The 17,667-nt window shown below is 70.9% G+C and carries 20 protein-coding genes; 12 read left to right on the forward strand and 8 right to left on the reverse strand.

Annotation, left to right across the window (positions count from 1 at the left end; genetic code table 11):
- Window positions 1-169 precede the first annotated feature (169 nt).
- The 3 genes from OG504_RS02275 to OG504_RS02285 form a co-directional block, all read right to left on the reverse strand.
- Window positions 170-649: an ATP-binding protein gene (locus OG504_RS02275; RefSeq protein WP_405988134.1), complete on the reverse strand. Its 480-nt coding sequence runs from the start codon at window positions 647-649 to the stop codon at window positions 170-172.
- A gap of 69 nt (window positions 650-718) precedes the next feature.
- The gene (locus tag OG504_RS02280) at window positions 719-865 is read right to left on the reverse strand and encodes a hypothetical protein (RefSeq protein ID WP_405988135.1); all 147 of its coding nucleotides are present in this window, start codon (window positions 863-865) and stop codon (window positions 719-721) included.
- Window positions 866-992: 127 nt separating this feature from the next.
- Window positions 993-1,829, reverse strand: coding sequence for a helix-turn-helix domain-containing protein (locus OG504_RS02285; protein WP_405988136.1), 837 nt, complete (start codon window positions 1,827-1,829; stop codon window positions 993-995).
- Between the two features lie 112 nt (window positions 1,830-1,941).
- Between OG504_RS02285 and OG504_RS02290 the strand changes: the two genes are divergently transcribed.
- On the forward strand, window positions 1,942-2,535 hold the full coding sequence (locus OG504_RS02290) for an NADPH-dependent FMN reductase (RefSeq protein WP_405988137.1): 594 nt from the start codon (window positions 1,942-1,944) through the stop codon (window positions 2,533-2,535).
- Here OG504_RS02290 and OG504_RS02295 read toward each other — a convergent pair.
- The gene (locus OG504_RS02295; RefSeq protein ID WP_405988138.1) at window positions 2,523-4,850 is read right to left on the reverse strand and encodes an FUSC family protein; all 2,328 of its coding nucleotides are present in this window, start codon (window positions 4,848-4,850) and stop codon (window positions 2,523-2,525) included. The genes OG504_RS02290 and OG504_RS02295 overlap by 13 nt on opposite strands.
- Before the next feature lie 284 nt (window positions 4,851-5,134).
- On the opposite strand from OG504_RS02295, the gene OG504_RS02300 reads away from it, so the two are divergent.
- From OG504_RS02300 to OG504_RS02310, 3 genes are read left to right on the forward strand one after another with little or no spacing between them, the layout of a single operon-like run.
- Entirely contained in the window at window positions 5,135-5,548 is a 414-nt protein-coding gene (locus OG504_RS02300) for a hypothetical protein (RefSeq protein ID WP_405988139.1), read from the forward strand.
- A gap of 42 nt (window positions 5,549-5,590) precedes the next feature.
- Entirely contained in the window at window positions 5,591-6,091 is a 501-nt protein-coding gene (locus OG504_RS02305) for a sigma-70 family RNA polymerase sigma factor (RefSeq protein ID WP_033279857.1), read from the forward strand.
- On the forward strand, window positions 6,078-6,686 hold the full coding sequence (locus tag OG504_RS02310; protein ID WP_405988140.1) for a hypothetical protein: 609 nt from the start codon (window positions 6,078-6,080) through the stop codon (window positions 6,684-6,686). Before OG504_RS02305 ends, OG504_RS02310 begins: the two co-directional genes overlap by 14 nt.
- A 3-nt stretch (window positions 6,687-6,689) precedes the next feature.
- On the opposite strand, the gene OG504_RS02315 is transcribed toward OG504_RS02310, so the two are convergent.
- The gene (locus OG504_RS02315; RefSeq protein WP_405988141.1) at window positions 6,690-7,115 is read right to left on the reverse strand and encodes an ankyrin repeat domain-containing protein; all 426 of its coding nucleotides are present in this window, start codon (window positions 7,113-7,115) and stop codon (window positions 6,690-6,692) included.
- A gap of 89 nt (window positions 7,116-7,204) precedes the next feature.
- On the opposite strand from OG504_RS02315, the gene OG504_RS02320 reads away from it, so the two are divergent.
- Window positions 7,205-8,167, forward strand: coding sequence for an NAD(P)H-dependent flavin oxidoreductase (locus tag OG504_RS02320; RefSeq protein ID WP_405988142.1), 963 nt, complete (start codon window positions 7,205-7,207; stop codon window positions 8,165-8,167).
- 72 nt (window positions 8,168-8,239) lie between these two features.
- Here OG504_RS02320 and OG504_RS02325 read toward each other — a convergent pair whose 3' ends face one another.
- The 3 genes from OG504_RS02325 to OG504_RS02335 all read right to left on the reverse strand — a co-directional run bounded on the left by OG504_RS02325 (window position 8,240) and on the right by OG504_RS02335 (window position 10,240).
- Window positions 8,240-8,914, reverse strand: coding sequence for a class I SAM-dependent methyltransferase (locus tag OG504_RS02325; RefSeq protein WP_405988143.1), 675 nt, complete (start codon window positions 8,912-8,914; stop codon window positions 8,240-8,242).
- Between the two features lie 62 nt (window positions 8,915-8,976).
- Window positions 8,977-9,594: a TOPRIM nucleotidyl transferase/hydrolase domain-containing protein gene (locus tag OG504_RS02330; protein ID WP_405988144.1), complete on the reverse strand. Its 618-nt coding sequence runs from the start codon at window positions 9,592-9,594 to the stop codon at window positions 8,977-8,979.
- 139 nt (window positions 9,595-9,733) lie between these two features.
- Window positions 9,734-10,240, reverse strand: a complete 507-nt coding sequence (locus OG504_RS02335) for a cupin domain-containing protein (RefSeq protein ID WP_405988145.1) — start codon at window positions 10,238-10,240, stop codon at window positions 9,734-9,736.
- A 151-nt stretch (window positions 10,241-10,391) separates the two neighbouring features.
- On the opposite strand from OG504_RS02335, the gene OG504_RS02340 reads away from it, so the two are divergent.
- The 7 genes from OG504_RS02340 (at window position 10,392) to OG504_RS02370 (ending at window position 17,658) form a co-directional block, all read left to right on the forward strand.
- Window positions 10,392-10,844 carry an RrF2 family transcriptional regulator gene (locus OG504_RS02340; RefSeq protein WP_405988146.1) on the forward strand — a complete coding sequence of 151 codons (453 nt, stop codon included), beginning with the start codon at window positions 10,392-10,394 and terminating at the stop codon, window positions 10,842-10,844.
- On the forward strand, window positions 10,841-11,815 hold the full coding sequence (locus OG504_RS02345; protein WP_405988147.1) for a DsbA family protein: 975 nt from the start codon (window positions 10,841-10,843) through the stop codon (window positions 11,813-11,815). Before OG504_RS02340 ends, OG504_RS02345 begins: the two co-directional genes overlap by 4 nt.
- A gap of 484 nt (window positions 11,816-12,299) precedes the next feature.
- Window positions 12,300-13,859 (forward strand): ABC transporter substrate-binding protein, encoded by a 1,560-nt coding sequence (locus OG504_RS02350; protein ID WP_405988148.1) that lies wholly within the window; start codon window positions 12,300-12,302, stop codon window positions 13,857-13,859.
- 82 nt (window positions 13,860-13,941) lie between these two features.
- Window positions 13,942-14,973: an ABC transporter permease gene (locus OG504_RS02355; protein WP_405988149.1), complete on the forward strand. Its 1,032-nt coding sequence runs from the start codon at window positions 13,942-13,944 to the stop codon at window positions 14,971-14,973.
- A 2-nt stretch (window positions 14,974-14,975) separates the two neighbouring features.
- Complete coding sequence (locus OG504_RS02360) at window positions 14,976-15,887, forward strand: ABC transporter permease (protein ID WP_405988150.1); 912 nt, start codon at window positions 14,976-14,978, stop codon at window positions 15,885-15,887.
- Window positions 15,887-16,810 carry an ABC transporter ATP-binding protein gene (locus OG504_RS02365; RefSeq protein WP_405988151.1) on the forward strand — a complete coding sequence of 308 codons (924 nt, stop codon included), beginning with the start codon at window positions 15,887-15,889 and terminating at the stop codon, window positions 16,808-16,810. The genes OG504_RS02360 and OG504_RS02365 overlap by 1 nt, the downstream gene beginning before the upstream one ends.
- Window positions 16,807-17,658: an ABC transporter ATP-binding protein gene (locus OG504_RS02370; RefSeq protein WP_405988152.1), complete on the forward strand. Its 852-nt coding sequence runs from the start codon at window positions 16,807-16,809 to the stop codon at window positions 17,656-17,658. The genes OG504_RS02365 and OG504_RS02370 overlap by 4 nt, the downstream gene beginning before the upstream one ends.
- Window positions 17,659-17,667: the final 9 nt, after the last annotated feature.

Below are 17,667 nucleotides of genomic sequence, written 5' to 3' on the forward strand. Positions count from 1 at the left end.
CGTCGGACCGCGGCTCAAGTCGTCCGAACGGAGGGGGACGTGGCGCGGATCCGCGGCTCAGGGGATCAACACAGGGCGCTGGACATGCGGGCAAGGTCGACGCAGCGCTCCCTGGTGAGCAGCAGGACCTTGGTCATGTGATCGAGTTTCTGAGCCGGCGATCCGAATGTCAATGTGCCCCGGGTCGGCGGGGTACCTCGGCGGCAGGCCCGTCGGAGCGCGTCGACGGCGCCGAAGTGCCGGGCACGTGGAAGCAGGCGCTGACCGACTTGCCGTGGGGGCAGGAGTGCGACTCCCAGGTGTCGGCGACCGCGTCCACGAGGAGCATTCCGCGTCCGCCGAGGTGCTCCGTACTCGCCTCGCGGGGAGTGGGCAGTTCGCTGGACTTGTCGTGGACGGAGACGTGCAGGAAGTGGTCGTCGCACGTCATGACCAACTGGGCGCTGCTGTGGGCGTGCCGGTGCGCGTTGGTGACCAGTTCGGAGACGGTGAGCAGGACGGCGTCCACCGTTTCCGGGGCGGTGGTGGTCCAGTCGAGCGCCTCCAGATGCTTGCGCGCCCAGTCCCGGGCCGACTTCACCTCGCTGTCCAGCGGAAGTGTGCGGGCCCAGCCCACTGCCCGGAGTGACGAACCTTCCACAGCGATCATTCCTCCCTCGGTAGCGTGCGCCGCTCGGCCCACTCCCCCGTGGAACCCACCGGCGTGGGGCGGGTTTCCTCAGCGGCGACCACGAAGTTTGGCCAACAGGCGCTGGGCCTGGGCCCGGCGGCGCGGGTCGGCGGCGGCCCGGCGTACCTGGTCCGCCGCGCGTCGCCCCTGGGGGCTCCTTGCGAACTGCTTGATGCGCTCCATCACGCCCGACATGACGCTCCTCTCTTCAAAGCCCTACGTTCATCACTGCACCGCGTTCATCACTGTCTCGGCTACCCCAGCCCCGTCACATCAGCCCTGTCACCTGGTACAGAGCACGCGGCTGCGGGGTCCGGGTGCGTCAGGAGATGGCGCGGAGCCGACCGTGCGACCGGCGGCGGAGTTCGTCGAGGGCCTGGGCCGTGCTGTCGTCCGCGGGCAGCAGGACGACCAACTGCTGGGCGTCCGCCGGGAGTTCGAGCGTCTCGCGGAGCAGGTGCAGTGCGCACCCGGACGGGTGGACGAGGCGGAGAGCCCCGCGTCGGGGAACCACATGCCGGTTCAGGCGGCGCGTGAAGTCGGGGCCGGCGACGGACGCGAGTTCCGTGGTGAACCACTCGGAGTTCCCCACGGTCGGTCCGAGCCACAGGTCGAAAGCCTGCTCGTCCGCGACGTCGTCCCAGTCCGTGAAGAACGTCCGGGCGCGGGGGTCGGTGAAGACGTAGCGCGTGAGGTTCGGTGTATCGGTGTCCAGCAGTCCGGTCCCGCGTACCAGCGACTCGTAGCCACTCGTGTGGGCGAGGACATCCCCAAGTCGGTTGGTGACCACGGCGGTTCCGGGTTCGAGGAGACGGAGCGTCCGCAGGATCGACGGACGGACCTCGCGGGGCGGCGGCCCGGGTTGGAGGTGGGCGGAGCATTCGCCGCCGGTGATCTTCGTGAGGTGGCGGAGATGGTCGCGCTCGGACGGGTCGAGGCCGAGCGCGTCGGCGAGGGCGTGCACCACCGCCACCGAGGGGTTGCGGTCGCGGCCTTGTTCGATGCGGGTCAGGTACTCGACGCTGATGCCGGCCCGCGCGGCGAGATCCGAACGCCGTAGCCCCGGTGACCGACGGCGGCCGTGATCGGGCAGTCCAAGCGACTCGGGCTGAATGCTGTCCCGCTTGGTCCGGATGAAATCCCCCAACGGCGAACCCATGGCGTGAGTCTACGGCGCTGCCCGCTCGCCGCGGGGTGCTCGGGGTGGCCCTGCGGGGGCCAGTCTGAGCACGGTCTGGCTGGGCGCGCGGCGCCGTCCGATCGTGGCGGGCATGGAGAACAGACCTCAGCTGGTGATCATCGTCGGAAGCGTGCGGGAAGGACGGTTCGGCCCGGTCGTGGCCTCGTGGGTGGCCCAACAGGCCGGTCTGCACGGTGTCTTCGAGGTGGAGGTCGTCGATCTGGCCGAGATCGACGTCCCGTTGGCGCTGCCCGCGGCCTCACCGAAGCACGCCCGTGACACCTACCCCCGCCCGGCCGGGATGGCTGCGCTGACCTCGGCGCTCACGAGCGCCGACGCGTTCGTCGTGGTCACGCCGGAGTACAACCACAGCTATCCCGCGTCCCTGAAGGCGGCCATCGACTGGCACTTCACCCAGTGGGCGGCCAAGCCGGTGGCCTTCGTCAGCTACGGCGGTGCCGCGGGCGGCCGGCACGCGGTGCTGCACCTGGAGAACGTGCTGACCGAACTGCACGCCGTGACGGTTCGCGACGGCCTCGCCTTCCCGAACTGCTTCACCTCGTGGCAGGACGGCCGTCCGCTCGATCCCGGGTCCGCCGCCTACGCCCGGACACTGCTCGACCAGTTGGCCTGGTGGGCGATCGCACTCCAGTCGGCGCGCGAGGCCGTTCCCTACCCGGGGTGAGGTGGATCGGTCCTCGCCTCACGTGCCGGATCGCTCGGCTCCGCCGCGGCCGCCAGGCTGGGCTGGAGGCGGCGGGCCACGTTGAGGTGGTCGGCGGTCCAGATGATGCGGACCGCCGTCGCCGTGGCATGTCCGTCGTCGCCGCGCAGGTCGCGACTCAGGGAGTCCACCAGGCGTGCCTCCTCGTCTGGGTCGCGGGACAGCGGAGCGGGCACGGCGGTGTGCCGGCCGAGTCCCGCGGCCAGGTCCCGGTACCAGTCGGCCAACCGGCCGACCGTGTCGAGCAGCGTGAGCCGGGCCTCGGAGCGATCGGGTTCGATCCGTTCCTCACCGCCGTTGCGCTGCCACAGTTCCAGTACCGCGTCCGAGGCGAGACGCAGTCCTACGACCCCGGTGACCAGGGTGGTCATGTCGGACAGCCGCACCGGCTTGGCGCCGCGTTCGGCGAGGTAGCTGCGGAAGGCGTCGTCGAGCCGGCGGGCCGCGGCGGCCGCCTGCCGGCCCGCCTCCACCGGGGCGTCGGTCGGAATGCAGCCGATGCTGCACCGGCTCGCCGCGTACTCCACCGTGTCGGCCAGATAGCGGGCACTTTCGGTGTACGCCGCCGACAGCGCCCGATCGACGGCGGCCGCGGCGCCCCGCGGCCAGAAGAACAGGCCCACCAGCACGCTCACCCCGCAGCCGAGGGCGATGTCCTCGATCCGCAGCAGCACGATGTGCCAGTCGGGGTTCTGGCCGATGTTGAACAGGATGACGAGGGTGACGGTGAAGGCCGCCTGACCCGCCGCGAAGGAGATGGCGGCGGGGGCGACACCCGCGATGAGCACGGCGACGGGGAGCAGGAACCAGAGCACGGTGCTGTGGTGCCCGATGAGCTGGAGCAGCCCGGTCCCGATGAGCGAACCGACCAGCGTGCCGCCCAGGGCTCGGAGCGCGTTCTGCCCGGTGTTGAGCGCGTTGGAACGCAGCACCGACAGGGTTCCCAGCAGGATCCAGAACGAGTGCTGGACACCCGTCGCGTTCGCCAGGGCCACGGCGATGCCGAGGCCGAGCGCGCCCCGGAGGCTGTTGTGCAGCCAGACCGAGCGCGGTTCCAGGTGTGCGGCGGCGCGCTCGACGGCGGAGGCCAGCGGCTGTGTCAGTGCGCCGGGTTCCGTGCCCAGCAGCCGCTGGGGCCAGCTGCGGCGCTCGGCGGCCGCGGCCAGGTCCACGTTTCCGGCGATCTGGAGGGTGGCGAACCCCAGTTCCTGGGCGCGGAAGGACAGGTCGAGGGTGGCGATGAAGGCGCGGACCTCCGACTCCGTGCCGGGTTTCGGCCGGTGCACGGGCAGTCGGTGGGTCGCGCGGGCTTCCATGCCGTCCATGGCCTTACGCAGGTTCGCCAGGGCGGCGCGGAGCGCGTCGGGCGCGTTGCGCGGGGCGTCGAGGATGTCGGCGGCCTCGTCCAGGGCCGTGGCCGCCGCACGCCGTACGGCATGCGCGTCGGCGTCGCAGGCCAGGGTGTCCTCCGACGGGGGGCCGCTGTCGGCGACGATGGCGCTCAGCCAGGTCAGTTCGTCGACCAGCCGGACCAGTGCGCGGGAGCCGGCGGACAGGCCGGTGGGCCGGTAGAGCGTGGCGTCGAAGGCGGTGCGCAGGTCGGCTGCCGCCGCGGCGGCCTGGCCGGCGGTGACCTCGCACTGCCGGACGGTGGGCGCGTCCGCGCCGCCGGCCAACCATGAGGCGTCGGTACGCAGCTGTGCCGCGGCCGCCCGGCAGACCCGGGCGGCGGGTGCGCTGAGCGGGTCCGCGGCGGGCCGGGGCCACAGCAAGGAGATCGCGAGCATGGCGGCCGCCGCCGCGAGGCCCGCTCCGGCGAGCCGGTCGGGGAGCTGTGACAGCGGGGCGGGCGAGGTCACCGGGAGGATGAAGGCCAGCAGCAGTGCGGTCGACGCGCCCGCGAGGACGGAGCTGACCACGCCGGAGAAGAGGATCAGGAAACCCACCACGACCATGGCGGTGATCGCCAGCCAGGTCGTGCGGGCCATCAGTGTGCCGAGGCAGATGAGGACCGCCCAGGCCACGGCCAGCCCCACGTGGGCGCGCAGGCGCTGCACCATGGGGCCGGTGAACTCCACCAGCAGGAGCATCGAGAACGAGCCGAACGCCGCGTAGGTCGCCATCGTCGCGGAGTCCAGCACCTGACTGCACAGAGCGAACAGCGCGGGCATCACCAGCGCGGTGCGCGCGGCCCGGCGCGTCGCCGCAAGCCCCGGATCACGGTCGCGCAACCAGGTGGGAATCCGCCCGGCCAGGGCGCGCCACGGTTTCTCCATACGCCTGCGCACCTCCGGTCGGCACAGCACCCACACACCCCGCCGATCACGAGTATCCGCCATCCGCGGCGCCCGCACACTGCGCTCTCGCACCGGGTCGGGTCCGGTCGCCGGATCTCGGGCCGCGGCAGGTCGGTCACGGTTCGATGACGAAGGCCCGTGGGGTGTGCGCTGGGCGGAGGTCTGTGGCGTGGGGGTGGTGGGACGGCGGTCGGGCTCGCTCCGCAGGCGCCGGCCAGGCCGTCCGGCCTTCCCTCCGAGACAGAAGTGAGGACCAACCAGCCATGCAACAAAAGAAGTTGGCGTACGGCGCTGTCGGCATCGCCGCCGCAGGACTGTGCGCCGTGCTCGCCACGACGGCAATCGCCTCGCCCGGCCACGGAACCACGGCACAGGCCAAGCCGCAGACCACGCATCAGTCGCAGACGGCGGTCAAGGAGTCCGCCGCCGCGAAGGCGAAGGCGTCCTCCAGTGCCGGGAGCAAGTCCCGGATATCGGAGGAGAATCGGCTCCTGCTGAACATACAGAGGGAGATCAAGGTAACGACCGGCAACCCGACCGCCGCCCAGGTCGTCGAGGCCGACAAGTTGGTCGGGCAGTTGAAGGCGAAGGGCAACGCCACCGCCGCGCAACTTGCCTGGCTGTCACTGACTCCCGGTCAGAAGCGTGTGGAGGCCGCACCGGTGGGCGCGAACTGAGTGAAACGCGGAAGCGGCGGTGACCGAGGACAGCAGACCGGCGTGACGGACTTCGAGGAGTTCTACGAGTCGTCGTACGCGCGACTGGTCGGCCAGCTGTTCTCGGTCACCGGCAGCCTCGAACAGGCTGAGGACGTCGTGCAGGAGGCGTTCATCCGGGCCCTGGACCGCTGGCCCCGGATCCAGGCATACGACGTGCCGGAGCTGTGGGTACGCCGGGTCGCGATCAACCTCGCGGTGAGCGAGATCCGGCGATTGCGCCGGCGCGCCGCGGCCCTGCTGCGCCTGGGTGCCCAGCGCCCGCAGCCCCAACTCACGCCGCAGACCGCCGAAGTCGCCGAGCTGCTGCTCCGGGTCCCGGTGAACCAGCGCCCCGTGCTGCTGCTCCACGACGTACTGGATCTGCCGATCGACCAGGTCGCCGGGCAACTGGGCCTGCCGGTGAGCACCGTGCGCGGCCGGCTCGCCCGCGCCCGCGCGAACCTCGCCCGCCATCTCGCCGCCGATCCGGAAGGAGCTCTGTCCCACCATGGCCGACGCTGAACCCGCATCCGAGCACGGTCTCCGCCACCTCGTCGAGGAGGGCACCCGGGCCGCGCGGCGGCCCCCTCTCTCGGACCTACGGCGCCGCGCCCGCCGCCGCCGTACGTTCCGCGAGGTCGCGACGGTCACCGCCGTAGCGGCTGCGGTCGTGGCCGTCTTCCCTCTGGTGGCCTCCTTCGACCGTTCCGGAACCAGCACTCCCGGTCCGACGGCGCCCCACTCAGCTTCCCCCAGGTCCCTGATCGCCACCCCGACCGAGACCGTGCCCGGCGGCACGATCACCCTGACCGGCACGGGCTGCGCTCCCGGGAAGTCGGTGTCCTTCGGGATCCGTTGGGACCGCGGTGCGAAGTTGAGCCTCTCGATGGAGGAACAGAAGACATCACTGGGACAACCACAGACGACGGCCACGGCTGCCGGGACCCATCAACTGGCCTCGGCCGACGCACTCCCCACCGGCTCCTTCGAGGCCAGGGTCAGGATCCCGACCAGCCCCGTGATCAACAAGCCCACACTGTGGGCCAGTTGCGGGACCTCGACTTCGTCCCGCCGGATCACCCAGTATGTGTCGATCGTCGTCCGCGACCCCAACTAGCCCCTACCGGCTCCCACTTGCGCCCGCCGCGGCAAGGAGGGCGACTGTCTCGGGATGGGGACCTCCGCGCGCCCAGTCCAGGGGCGACCAACCCGTACCGTGATCTTCCCGTACGTTCGGATCGGCGCCGTGGGCCAGCAACTCGCGCACGGTGTCGGCGTGCTCCCAACACGCGGCCGCGCACAGCGGCGTGCCCTCCGCGCCGATTCCGCCGCTCTCGGTGTCCGGAGAGGCACCGGCCGACAGGAGCAGCCCGGCGATCGAGGCTTGTCCGTTCACCGAGGCCGCGTAGAGAGGTGTGGTGCCTTCGCTGTCGGCCCGCTCCGGGTCGGCTCCGGCGCGCAGTGCCACGGTCACAACGGCGGTGTCCCCGGCCTGAATTGCTCCGAAGAGACGTCTGGAGAGCTTCTTCCGCCGCCGCTGGTTCATGGCCCGAGACTAGGGTCGGGCCGCGCGGCGGAGCCACTCATATCCGCGGCGCTTCACCTCGTACGCCGACACGGGTGATGATGACGGCCATGACACTGTCGACGGCGTTCACGAAGTTGCTCGGTGTGCACCACCCGATCGCGTCGGCGCCGATGGGTGGATCGGCCGGTGGTGCGCTGACAGCCGCCGTCTCCCGTGGTGGCGGGCTGGGGCTGCTGGGCAGCGCCAACGGTGAACGCACCTGGCTGGCCCGCGAGTTGGCCATCGTCGCCGAGCGGACCACGAAGCCATGGGGCATCGGCTTCCTCACCTGGCAGATCGATGTCGACGCGGTCGAGCACGCGTTGGAACACCACCCCGCCGCGGTGATGTTGTCGTTCGGGGACCCGAGCCCGTTCGCCGAACGCGTCCGCCGGGCCGGTACGGCATTGATCATCCAGGTCACCGATCTGGAGGAGGCGAGGCGCGCGGTCGACCTGGGCGCCGACGTCATCGTGGCGCAGGGCTCCGAGAGCGGCGGGCACGGAGCCCGGCACGGCCGTTCCACGCTGCCGTTCGTGCCGGTCGTCGTGGACCTGGCGGCTCCCGTACCCGTGCTCGCGGCCGGCGGGATCGCCGACGGCCGCGGGGTGGCCGCCGCGCTCGCCCTCGGAGCCGCCGGGGCGCTCATCGGCACCCGCTTCCAGGCCACGGCCGAAGCCCTGATCACCCCCGCGACCGCCACAGCCATCGTCCAGGGGCACGGCGAGGACACCGAGCGCAACCGCGTCCTCGACATCGCCCGGGGTTCCAACTGGCCGTCGAAATACACCGCCCGCACACTCGGCCATCCCTTCCTCGACGCATGGCGCGGCCGGGAGACCGAACTCGCCGCCGACCCGCACGCCGGACGGGACTACCAACTCGCCCTGTCCCGGGGCGACATACCCGCGCTGCCCATCTGGGCCGGCGAGGCGGTCGACCTCATCGACGACCTCCCGTCCGCGGCCGACCTCGTCAACACCCTTGCCACGCAAGCCGAAAGCGCGCTTGCCCGCGCGGGCAGGGGTTGAGGGTCGACGGGTGAGGGCATCCCTGGTCGCCATCGCATCCGGCGCGCTCTGCCTCGACGCGGATGACCGACTTCATCGGACAGGCCCGGCAGTTGATGGCACGACGGGTTTGCGGGCGAGGATCTGGATGCCCGTCGACTCATGTCCGTTCATCGTGGGCACCGTGATGGTCCGGGTCGTGAGGGTTTCGAAGCCGCTCAGCAGGGTGGCGAGCCATGCACGGGAGTGATGGCGACAGACGGCACCGTCGTCGGTCTCGAACACGCCGTAGTTCGCATAGCGCGTGGCGTAGCAGTCGTAGCGGCCGCGGTTGCGTTCGTCGTCCTGGAGGAGAAGGTCACTGAGGTAGAGGATTCCGCCGGGCTTGAGGATGCGGTGCAGCTCGGCGATCAGGCGGAGTTGGGCTGCGTCGGCGGGGACGCAGGTCAGCACGGCGAACAGCAGCACCGCGTCGAAGGCGGCGCGCGGAGAGGGCCACGCCGGTGGTGCGTCCAGGGTGGTGAAGTGGAGGGCGGGGTGCAGGTGTCGGGCTCGTTCGATCATCGCCGGTGAGGTGTCGGCGCCCGTCAGGTTGTCGAAGCCGTGCCGTTCGAGTTCCTCCATCGTGCGGCCGTAGCCGCATCCGTAGTCGAGAATCGCGGCGCGTCTGCTCAGCCCGTCCAGCCAGGGCGGATGGAGTGGATGAGTGAAGGTCTTCGTTGCCGCAGCCGCGTCCCAGTAGGGAATCTGACTGTCCGCGTCGGACACGACGTATGCCTTCCTGAGCGTGCCCCGCACAGGGTTTGTCCAGAGCTCGTGGCGTCGTCCCGTCAGACGCCGGCTAGCAGACCGGCCAGCGGTGCCGGGACGCTTTCGGGGTCGAGGGCCTCGGTGAGGACGCGGCCGTAGCGGATTTTGCGGCCCTTCTTCGTGCCGAGGAAGCGTCTGAACTGCTGCCGCGGGTCACGGCCCCGCTGGGCGGGCTGGCGCAGGAAGGTGTTCAGGGCACGCTGGTCGCCCTCGGCCCGGACGAGTTCCTCGACCCGTGTCACGCCGAGTACGCGGATCAGCTCGTCCTCCAGGTCCGCCGCGCAGACGAAGAAATCCTGCTCGGCCGCGCCGGCCCGGGAGAAACCGCGTGCGTAGTAAGGGCGTTCCGCCTCGTCGCACAGTCCCGTGAGGCGGAGACCCAGTCCGGGTGGACCGAGGAGCCGGGCGTAGTGCGCGACGCTCATCGCGCCGCCGATCGACAGGACGCAGACTCCTTCGGCCGCCAGGTTCCGGCCGCGGCTCTCCGCCAGCGCCTCGACCGCCGCGACGTCGCTGGGCCCTTCGAGAAGGACGGCCGTCCGGACGGGCAACCGTGCGGCCAGTTCGCGCGCGGGGTCGCCGGGGCCGCCCGTCGCCCACGCGGTGACCGCGTCCCGGAACGCCTCCATGTCAGTCATGACACGAGTCTGGGCCCGTCCCGACCGCATCGCGAAGGAATTAATGGCGGGACGTCGATCGGGGGGCGGTGATCAACCACCCAACTGCTGTACACATCGCCGCCGTTGGGTGAGCCGCGCGCCCCCGCAGCAGTCGAACTCAGTCCTCCCCCGCCCCCAGCACATACAGCCCCGGAAGGTTCACCACGATCGCCTCCTGCGTGCTGCGCGCGATCACCACCACGGCCTCGTCCGCGGGGTCCGGGTTCTCCTCCCGGTGCGGCACGAACGGCGGGACGAAGATGTAGTCCCCGGGGGAGGTACGCAGCCGTACCTCCTCGGGCTCCGGGCCGGTGCCGTCGAGGAAGACGAACTCGGGGTGTCCGCTGACCACGTAGATGGCGGTCTCCGATTCGCCGTGATGGTGGTCGGAGGAGGCGGTGGAGGGAGCCACGTGGGTCTGGCCCATCCACAGTTTCTCGGAGCCGACCGTCCTGCCGCTCACCGCGGCGAATCTGCGCATGCCACCGCTCTGTGCCGTGTCGCCGTCGAGGGCGTCGGCGCGGATGTGGTGCAGGCGGCTGCGCAGGGAGGCGGTGGACTGCCCTGCGGCGTCGTGGAGATGGGGGTGGAAACCTTCGCCGGGCGTTGTCAGCGGCTCGCTCATGGTGGGGGACGCTAGAGCCGCCCGGAAAAGGATGTCAAGAGGTGTCCATTGTCCTTCACCTGCGGCAATGTTCCCGCAATGTATGAGGAGAGGTGGGAAGGGAAGCGGCGGAACGACTCGTCGCGGGGCCCGCGTCGGGCATTATGTGCGCATGCATATCTCCGCGAAGGCGGACTACGCCACGCGGGCTCTGCTGGAGCTCGCCCGCGAACCTGCCCGTCCGCTCACGTGCGAGGCGATCGCCTCCTCGCAGCAGATCCCGTTCCGGTTCCTGAAGTCCGTGGTGGGCGAGTTGCGCAGAGCCGGCCTGGTCCGCAGCCAGCGTGGTTGCGAGGGCGGGTACTGGCTGGGCCGGCCCGCCGGCGAGATCACGCTCCTGGATGTCGCCCGGGCCGTGGACGGCGAGTTGATCACCCTGCGCGGTGAACCGCTGGCCGGGCTCGACTACCCCGGTCCCGCCTCCGGTCTGCCCGCGGTGTGGCGCCGGATCGAGGCCGAGGCCGCCGCCGTCCTGAGCGGCACGACCCTGGCCACGCTGCTGCCCGCCGGCGCCGGTGAACACCGCGCGGCGGACGGGCAGTTGACCCGCCAGGGAGCCGCATGACGGCCCCGGACCGGCACCCCGCCGAAGCCTCCAAGACCTCCGAACCCGTCGGAGGCCACGAAGCCACCGCACTCCTCGAGGTCGTCGAGTACACCGACCCCTTGTGTCCCTGGGCCTGGGGATCCGAACCCGTCTTCCGCAGGCTGCGCGCGGCGCTCGCCGGACAGGTCCACTGGCGCCGCGCGTACTGCATCCTCTTCGACCACGACGACGACCCCGCACCCGACCCCGCCGCGGAAACCGCCTGGTACGCACGCTACGTCGAGGACATCAGCGCCCACACCCACGCCCCGCGGGCACGTCACCTGAGCCGCGTGGCCGCGAGTTCCTGGCCGTCCTCCCTGGTCGCCAAGGCGGCCGAGGCGCAGGGTGCCAACGTGGCGGACCGGGTGCTACGGCGGCTGCGGGAGAGCGTGTTCGTGCTCGGCGAGCCCGCGGACACCTCCGGGTCGGCGCTGTCGGTGGTGTCCGGCGTGCCCGGTCTCGACGCCGGCCGGCTCGCGGCCGACGCGGCGTCGGCCGACGTACTGGAGAGAGTGCGAGCCGACCGTGCCGAGGCGCGCAGGCCGGTCGACGACGTGCTGTCGGTGCGCGCCGACGGGTCGCCCCATCCCGGCGCCGCCAAGGAGACCCTCGACGGTCAACACCGGTACGCGTTGCCGACGTTGCTCCTGCGCACCGCCGCCGGGCATCGGGTCGTCCCCGGCTGGCGGCCGTACGAGGAGTACGTCTCCGCCGTCGCCGAACTCAGTCCCGCACTGCTGCCCGCGCCCACGGCACTGGCCCCGGCGGACGCGATCGCGCGGTACCGGACCCTGACCGAACCCGAGCGCACGTCGTTGACCGACGGCGGCCCGTGGCCTCCGGCCGGTGCCGTCCGGGTCGACACCGGCAACGGGCCGCTGTGGCTGCACCCGGAGGAGGCCGCGGCACATCCCGCCGTAGCCCCCGCCCCTTCCTCCCGCCCCTGACAGGCCTCTGATCAGCGGTCAGAGACCGTCCCGCCCAATGAGACACCAATTGGTGTCCATTGACAGCCTCGGACGGCTGGCCCCAGGATGTGCAGCATGCTCACGACGCACCCCGGTGTGGTGTGCCGCTACGTGGACCTGCGGCGCACCTGCAGCGCTCTCTGTCGCTGACCCGCCGACTCCGGCCCACAGGCGCCTGACCCCGCTCCCGTAGCCACCGGCACTCCGCCGACTCGCCACCCAGCGCCGTCTCTTCGCGCCCCTCGCGTTTCGTCGCCTCCTCTGCCTCCCTCCGTGTCCCGGGCTCTCCCCCGCGATCCGCCGACGCCTCCTGCCCTGGGCGCGGCATGCCCCCGTGCGTATCGAAGCCGCACCGGCATGTCCGTCGTCCCGGTCTCCGCGGTGTCCGGTCCCCGGGTGTGCCGCCCTCGCTTCCTTTCCGCTGCCCCGGCGCGGCCGGGAGCCCTCGAAGAAAGAAACGAAGATGTCCGGACGACTCACGCCCCGCAGCCGTCGGGCGGCCTTCCGCCCCGGCCGGCTGCGCGCCGCCGCCCTGGGTACCGCCCTCGCCACCGTGCTCGTCCCCGCCCTCAGCGCCTGCGGCGGCGACGCCTCGACGGCCGGCGGCAGCGCCACGCTGAAGTGGGCCTCCTCCTACTTCCCCACCCACTGGGACCCGGTCGTCAGCGGCAGCGGCGCCCAGTTCCGTGAACTCGCCCTGGTCTACGCCTCGTTGACCCGCACGGACGCGACCGGCAAGGCCGTGCCCGACCTGGCCAAGAGCTGGGAGTACAACGCGAAGGGCGATCAGATCACCTTCCACCTGCGCCCGGGCCTCAAGTTCAGCGACGGTACGCCGGTCGACGCGACCGCCGTGAAGGCCGCCATCGTACGCGCCCAGAAGCAGAAGAACTCCGCGCTCTTCGGCGACCTCACCTCCATCAAGTCGGTGGACGCCGACGGGCTGGACGCGGTGCTCCACCTCAGCCAGGTCGACTACCAGATCCCCCAGCTCCTCGGCGAGCGCGTCCTCCAGATCGCCAGCCCGAAGGCGGCCGCGTCCCCGACGAAGCTGGACCAAAACCCGGTCGGCGCAGGCCCGTTCACCGTCACGCAGCTCGTCCCGGGCACCAAGGTCCTGCTGAAGAAGAACCCGGACTACTGGGACGCCAAGGACATCCACATCGACAACGTCGAACTGACCTCGGCCCCCGACGCGGCGACGGTCGTCTCCGGACTCCAGACCGGCGTCTACAACTTCGCCGACATCGCGCCCAGTCAGGCCGAGGCCGCGAAGAAGGCGGGGCTCGACGTGTTCGTCCAGCCCGGGTTCAACGCCAACAACATCAGCCTCAACGTGAACAAGGCGCCGTTCAACAACGCCAAGGTCGTCGACGCGGTCCGCTACGCGATCAACCGCCAGGAGTTCGTGGACAAGCTGACCTTCGGCTACGGCTCGGCGACCAACCAGCCCTTCCCCAAGGGCTACGTGGCCTACGACCCGCAGTCCGCGGACGACTACGCCTACGACCCGGCGAAGTCGAAGCAGCTGCTGTCCGAGGCCGGTTACAAGGCGGGCCAGATCAAGCTCGACCTCGTCATCCCGGCCGAGGATCCCCAAGCGGAGATCGTCCAGGCGCAGTTGGCGAAGGTCGGCATCACGGTCGACATCAAGGTGGACAAGAACTGGGCCACCCCGTTCTTCGCGAAGAACCTGACGCTCTCCATCTACGGGACGACGGGGCGTGACTCCGCCGCGCAGACCCTCACCGCACACTTCGGACCGAACGGCCCGCTCAACCTCAGCTCGCCGTACGAGCCTTCGGGGTTCGAGGCGGCCATCGCCAAGGTGCGGCAGACCCCGCTGGACTCGCCCGACTACGCGAAGGTCCTCCAGGCGGCGACCCGGGCCGGCCTGCAGAGCAAGGCGCTGGTCTTCACGTACTCCTCGCCCAACCTCATCGCGAAGAGCAAGTCCATCTCCGCCCTGCCCAAGAACCCGGCCCACATCGACTGGACCGGCGTGACCATCGGCGCGAACTGACGCTCCATCAAATCCCGTTCCGTAAACGGTCATTGCAGACCATCACAGATCACTACAGGTCACTACAGAGAGGGGGCAAGCCATGACGACGACGGAGGCACCGGCCACACCACCCGACGTCCGTCACCGGGCCGCCACGACCGGGACGCGGCACACCGTGGGCCGCGTCCTGGTCACCCTCGCCCGGTCGATCGCGATCTTCGTGCCCGTGTTCCTGGTCGCGACGTTCGTGACGTTCGCGCTGCGGTCACTGAGCGGGCTCAGCCCGGCGCGGATCCAGCTGGGCGAGGAAGCAACTCCCGAAGCGGTAGCCAGAGTCGAGGCGCACTGGGGCCTCAACCGGCCCTTCCTCGTCCAGTACGTGGACTGGCTGGGCGGGGTCCTGCACGGGCAGCTCGGCACCAGCTGGACCAACGGCGCCGACATCTCCACCCTCATCGGTCTCGGCCTGGGTGTGAGTCTGTCGGTGGCGTTCTTCGCGCTGATCATCGGCGTGGTAGCGGGCTTCGGCCTCGGCACGCTCGCCGCGCTGCGCCGTACGACCTGGATCGACCGCGCGATCACGGGCTTCGTCACGGTGATCTCGGTGATGCCTGCCTTCGTCGTCGGCATCGTGCTGGTCGCGGTGTTCGCGGTCGGACTGCATGTGTTCCCGTCCGCCGGTTACGTCCCGGCGGCGCAGGGGGTCGGGCCCTGGCTCGCCCATATCACCCTGCCCGCCGTCGCGTTGAGCTTCGACGTCGTCGCCGACGTCGCCCGTCAACTCCGCACGAGTCTCATCGCGGCCTATCGCGAGAACTACGTGACGGGCGCGGTCGTACGGGGGCTCAGTCCGCGGCGGATCTTCTTCGGCCATGTGCTGCGCAACGGGCTCGGCCCGGCGCTCGCCACGCTCGGCCTGAAGTTCCCCACGCTGGTCGGCGCCTCCGTCGTCACCGAGTGGATCTTCGGACTCCAGGGGTTCGGCCGGTTCGCGAACGACTCCGCACAGGCCGGTGACGTACCGGCCGTGCAGGGGGTCCTGGTGGTGTCGATCGTCCTGGTCGTCGTCTTCAACCTGATCGTCAACCTGGTGCTGGCGCGTGTGACGCCGGCGTCCCAGCGGGGGGTGTGACCATGGTGCGCCGCGTGCTCTCCCTGACGTCCGGCCGGATCGCCCTGGTGATCCTGACCGTGATCGCCCTGCTCGCCGTCCTCGGGCCGTTCATCGCGCCCGACAACCCGCTCGCCACCAGCTCCGACACGCTCGCCGACGCCTCGGGCGCGCACTGGCTCGGCACCGACTACCTCGGCCGCGACGTCCTGAGCCGACTGCTCGACGGCTCGCGGGTCAGCGTGCTCGGCTCGCTCGAAGTCGCCCTCACCGCACTGGGAGTCGGAGCGATCCCCGGCATCCTGTCGGTGTACTTCGGCCGGGTCTTCGAGTGGATAACGCTCCGGCTGACCGACACGCTGGTCGCCCTGCCGTTCCTGCTGTTCGCCGTCGCGGTGGTCGCGCTGCTCGGCAACGGCATCACACAGGCGATGCTGGTCACGGGGGTGCTGGTGTCCCCACTGTTCTACCGCGTGGCCCGGGCCGCCACGCTGGCGGTGGCCCGATCGCCGTACGTGGAGGCCGCGTTGATCTCCGGCGCGTCGATCGGGTGGGTCGTCCGCCGGCACGTCTGGGTCAAGGTGCTGCCGCCGATCGCGGTGGCCCTCGCGCAGACCATCGGGGTCGGCTTCGTCATCGTCTCGACGCTGACCTTCCTGGGGATCGGCGTCCAGCCGCCCGCACCCACCTGGGGCGGACTGCTCGCCTCGGACCTCGGCTACCTCACCCAGAAGCCGTGGGCACCGCTCACCCCCGCCCTGCTGATCATGATCACCGTCTGGGCCTGCAACCTCCTCGCCGACGCCATCCGGGACGTCTCCGGCGAGGCGGGTCGCGCCCTCGTCAACAACCGCAAGGCGCGCGCCAATCGCCTGGCCGGGACCGACTCCGGCTCCGCTGCCGACCTCGCTCACGTGCACGCCGGAGGTGCGTGATGGCCAGTCTCTCCACGAAGGTCCTGACCCAGCCCGCGGCCTCGAGTGCGGCGGAACCCGTCCGCCCGGCGGCGGTGCCGTCGACGCCCGTTCTGTCCGTACGCGACGTGCGCATCAGCGACCGGGCCGCAGGACAGGAGATCGTCCACGGCGTCGACTTCACGCTCACGCCCGGCAGGGCCGTCGGCATCGTCGGCGAGTCCGGCAGCGGCAAGACCCTCACCTGCCGGGCCACCCTGGGTATCCTGCCCGCCCACTTCGAGGTGACCGGCGGCTCGATCGAGATCGACGGCCAGGACATCTCCGGCCTCTCGTCGGCACAGTGGACGGCACTTCGCGGTGCCACGATCAGCGCGGTCTTCCAGGACCCGGCGTCCTACCTCAACCCCTCGATCCGCGTCGGCGCGCAGATCACCGAGGTCCTCAAGGTCAAGAAGGGCCTGAAGCGACGCGCGGCGCGCCGCCAGGCGATCGAGCTGCTCCACGCGGTGCATCTGCGCGACCCGGAACTGGTCTACACCCAGTACACCTACGAACTCTCCGGCGGCATGCTCCAACGCGTCCTCATCGCCGCCGCGATCGCCGCCGACCCGCGCATCCTCATCGCCGACGAGGCCACCACCGCGCTCGACGTCACCGTCCAGGCCGAGATCCTCGACCTGCTGGCCGACCTGCGCGAACGCACCGGCCTCGCCCTCGTCCTGGTCTCCCACGACCTGGCCGTCGTCGCCCAGCTCTGCGACGAGGTGCTCGTCATGCGGCAGGGCGAGGTGGTCGAACAGGGCCCGACCCACGAGGTGTTGCACAACCCGCAGCACGAATACACCCGGCTGCTGATCGCCGAGCACGAGCAGTACGGCCTGGACAAGTTCCTCGCCGCCGATGCCACCGAGGCCGCAGTCGCCGTAGAGGAGGACGCGTGAGCACCGACAGCCCGGCGTCGCAGGCCGCCCGACCCGTCCTGGACGTCACCGGCTTGGAGGTGCACTACGGCCTCCGCCGGCGCCGCCGCCAGGCCCTGAACCGGGTCTCCCTGAGCATCGCCCCGGGCGAGACCGTCGGCATCATCGGCGAGACGGGCTCCGGCAAGTCGACGCTCGCGCGGGCCGTGCTCGGCCTGGTACGCGCCTCGGCGGGGTCGATCGTGATCGACGGCGAGGAGGTGAGCGCGTACGGCCATCGCCAGTGGCGTGCGCTGCGGCGCCGGGGTGTGATCCAGTACGTCTTCCAGGACCCGCTGCGCAGCCTCGACCCGGACGTGACGGTCGAGGCGTCCCTGGCCGAACCCCTGCTCATCCAGGGCGTGTCCAGGCAGGAGGCGGCGACCCGGGTGCGCGCGTTCCTCGACCGGGTACGGCTCTCCGCCGAGCTACTCGACCGGCTGCCCGGCGAGTTGTCCGGTGGTCAGCGTCAACGGGTCGCGGTGGCACGGGCGTTGGTGACCGAACCGCGGCTCGTCATCCTCGACGAGCCGGTCAGCGCGCTCGACTCCGCCAACCGCGTCCAGATCCTGCAGATCCTCAAGGAACTCCGCGCCGACGGCGTCGCCCTCGTCTTCATCTCCCACGACCTCGGGTCCGTCGCCGGGGTCGCGGACCGTATCGCCGTGCTGTACCAGGGCGAGTTGGTCGAGGTCGGCGCCACCGCCGACGTCATCAACCAGCCGCAGCATCCCTACACGCGCCTGCTCGTGAGCTCCGCACCCACGCTGCACAGCGCGGCGGCGGACCGGGCCGAACGCGAGGCCCTGCGCGCCCTCCTGCATGCCTGACACTCCGTC

It is taken from the genome of Streptomyces sp. NBC_00986 (assembly GCF_045162565.1).
Taxonomy (GTDB): Bacteria; Actinomycetota; Actinomycetes; order Streptomycetales; family Streptomycetaceae; genus Streptomyces.

What these genes read in the sequence shown, in the direction of transcription:
- OG504_RS02275 (WP_405988134.1), bottom strand. Translation starts at nt 649, where the DNA reads ATGATCGCTGTGGAAGGTTCGTCACTCCGGGCAGTGGGCTGGGCCCGC.
- OG504_RS02280 (WP_405988135.1), bottom strand. Translation starts at nt 865, where the DNA reads ATGTCGGGCGTGATGGAGCGCATCAAGCAGTTCGCAAGGAGCCCCCAG.
- OG504_RS02285 (WP_405988136.1), bottom strand. Translation starts at nt 1,829, where the DNA reads ATGGGTTCGCCGTTGGGGGATTTCATCCGGACCAAGCGGGACAGCATT.
- OG504_RS02290 (WP_405988137.1), top strand. Translation starts at nt 1,942, where the DNA reads ATGGAGAACAGACCTCAGCTGGTGATCATCGTCGGAAGCGTGCGGGAA.
- OG504_RS02295 (WP_405988138.1), bottom strand. Translation starts at nt 4,850, where the DNA reads ATGGAGAAACCGTGGCGCGCCCTGGCCGGGCGGATTCCCACCTGGTTG.
- OG504_RS02300 (WP_405988139.1), top strand. Translation starts at nt 5,135, where the DNA reads ATGCAACAAAAGAAGTTGGCGTACGGCGCTGTCGGCATCGCCGCCGCA.
- OG504_RS02310 (WP_405988140.1), top strand. Translation starts at nt 6,078, where the DNA reads ATGGCCGACGCTGAACCCGCATCCGAGCACGGTCTCCGCCACCTCGTC.
- OG504_RS02315 (WP_405988141.1), bottom strand. Translation starts at nt 7,115, where the DNA reads ATGAACCAGCGGCGGCGGAAGAAGCTCTCCAGACGTCTCTTCGGAGCA.
- OG504_RS02320 (WP_405988142.1), top strand. Translation starts at nt 7,205, where the DNA reads ATGACACTGTCGACGGCGTTCACGAAGTTGCTCGGTGTGCACCACCCG.
- OG504_RS02330 (WP_405988144.1), bottom strand. Translation starts at nt 9,594, where the DNA reads ATGACTGACATGGAGGCGTTCCGGGACGCGGTCACCGCGTGGGCGACG.
- OG504_RS02335 (WP_405988145.1), bottom strand. Translation starts at nt 10,240, where the DNA reads ATGAGCGAGCCGCTGACAACGCCCGGCGAAGGTTTCCACCCCCATCTC.
- OG504_RS02340 (WP_405988146.1), top strand. Translation starts at nt 10,392, where the DNA reads ATGCATATCTCCGCGAAGGCGGACTACGCCACGCGGGCTCTGCTGGAG.
- OG504_RS02345 (WP_405988147.1), top strand. Translation starts at nt 10,841, where the DNA reads ATGACGGCCCCGGACCGGCACCCCGCCGAAGCCTCCAAGACCTCCGAA.
- OG504_RS02350 (WP_405988148.1), top strand. Translation starts at nt 12,300, where the DNA reads ATGTCCGGACGACTCACGCCCCGCAGCCGTCGGGCGGCCTTCCGCCCC.
- OG504_RS02355 (WP_405988149.1), top strand. Translation starts at nt 13,942, where the DNA reads ATGACGACGACGGAGGCACCGGCCACACCACCCGACGTCCGTCACCGG.
- OG504_RS02360 (WP_405988150.1), top strand. Translation starts at nt 14,976, where the DNA reads ATGGTGCGCCGCGTGCTCTCCCTGACGTCCGGCCGGATCGCCCTGGTG.
- OG504_RS02365 (WP_405988151.1), top strand. Translation starts at nt 15,887, where the DNA reads ATGGCCAGTCTCTCCACGAAGGTCCTGACCCAGCCCGCGGCCTCGAGT.